We start from the raw sequence: 1640 nt of genomic DNA, 5'->3' as shown, positions 1-1640 counted from the left end.
TATTTTTACCCATGTATGTAATCATACCCTCAGGATACGATGTATTCGGAAATGTTAATATCAAAGTATAAGTCTTTTTGTTTTCGCTAAGCGTGTGAGACTTTACAGTGATACCTGCCGGAACATTACCGGGTGCATCATTTTTCAAATCTCCTTTTTCGGAAGTTATTGTATATGTAACATCACCATGTGCTGCTACCTGGTTGAATGGTGCCCGTTCTCCGTTGACTTTGAGCCCAACAACACTTTCGGTAACGGCACCGGAACGTGTAGCTATCGAACCTTTTAAAATTGCACCTTCTCGTGCACCCCAGCTAACAAGAACTTCATTTTCGTAATCTGTTCCCTCTGCGTCCGACAACATCTTGTCAAAATTAGTGTTGCCGAATAACGAAGTATTCGTTGCCAAAACTCCGCTCCCCGTATTTCGAGTAACAATACAACATGTTGCGGCCATTTCATCATCGAAATTTCCGTCCCATTGTATCGTGCCATTATCGAGGACAAGTAGGGAGTTTCCCTCGTAACCCGACATACCACTCCTAGAACCTAGATAATTAGCTTGACTAATGTCTCTAGTATCTTTTGGATCAATTGCAAACTGAACAATCAGCCACTCCGGCTGCTTAAGCCCGCTATCATAAAGGTTAGTTAAGTCAAAATCTAAATAAGTTACCGGAGAAGTAATCAGTACAAAAGTAACTATATCTCCCGTATGAAAACCTTGACCTATTAATGTGCTCGAGATGTCGCCAATTGTAGCATTTGGCTTTATGCCTTCATTATAAAAAGTAAAACCCGAAGCACTGGATTTTTCGATGCTAAAAGCGTTAGGCAGTGAACCACTTGACATTTGCCACCGACCAAGAGCCGGGAAATATGCGTCGTCAACATTACCTTTTATTAGTAATGTTGAGTTCATGATGTTATGACGCATAAATGCGTTGTAATCACTTTCAGCCTTTTTTTTATCTTCAAAAGCAAATTTGAAGAAATTCTGTACTGCCTTTTTATAAAATTTGACAGCATTTGCGAACTTCGCCCGCTGGAGCATTTGTGAGTACGACTTTGGGTTCGAAACCCGCGGCTGATAAACTCTTGTTATCTGCTCCCCTGCTCTCGTGGCAACAACAAGATTTCCAACCTTGCCACTACCATTTCCTATGAACATGTTACCTTTTGCCATAATCAAAAAAACTTTAACAATTAAAAAAACAATGATTAATCAAGGAATTTTTCTAAAATCACATGCACGAATTAAGGCCCAAAGTTGTTGCCACTGCTGATAGAATTGCAATGACAACGTTAATAACCTGACCCCACAAGTCCTTTTTCTTTATTGTACTCATAAGCAATTTAATTAAAGGTGAAAAAAAAATCGCCCAAAATTAATCTTACAAAAGGAAGAAATCAAAGAATATGGGTTAATTATTGTTAAGATAAACTGGGGGACAAATTGGATAATTGAACTAACTATATAGACGTACTCATACGGCATGATGCAGCACAAGAGGGGGGAAAGTAGAAGCTCATGAGCGGGTGGGGGGGGACCCTCTGCGCCCGACTCACGCCCGACACCATGCGCCCGACTCACGCCCGACACCATGCGCCCGACTCACGCCCGACACCATGCGCCCGAC

2 protein-coding genes are annotated in these 1640 nt (G+C 41.5%); both read right to left on the bottom strand.

What is annotated here, in order from left to right:
- Window positions 1-1186 (bottom strand): DUF6266 family protein (locus J4G38_RS28170; RefSeq protein ID WP_226164124.1); only part of this gene is annotated, 1186 nt, incomplete at its 3' end.
- Window positions 1187-1244: 58 nt separating this feature from the next.
- Window positions 1245-1349: a smalltalk protein gene (locus J4G38_RS29345; RefSeq protein WP_210522227.1), complete on the bottom strand. Its 105-nt coding sequence runs from the start codon at window positions 1347-1349 to the stop codon at window positions 1245-1247.
- Window positions 1350-1640 lie beyond the last annotated feature (291 nt).

The organism is Hymenobacter terricola (genome assembly GCF_017921975.2).
GTDB classification, from domain to species: Bacteria; Bacteroidota; Bacteroidia; order Cytophagales; family Hymenobacteraceae; genus Hymenobacter; species Hymenobacter terricola.
This window is presented reverse-complemented; position numbering and strand designations above follow the sequence as displayed.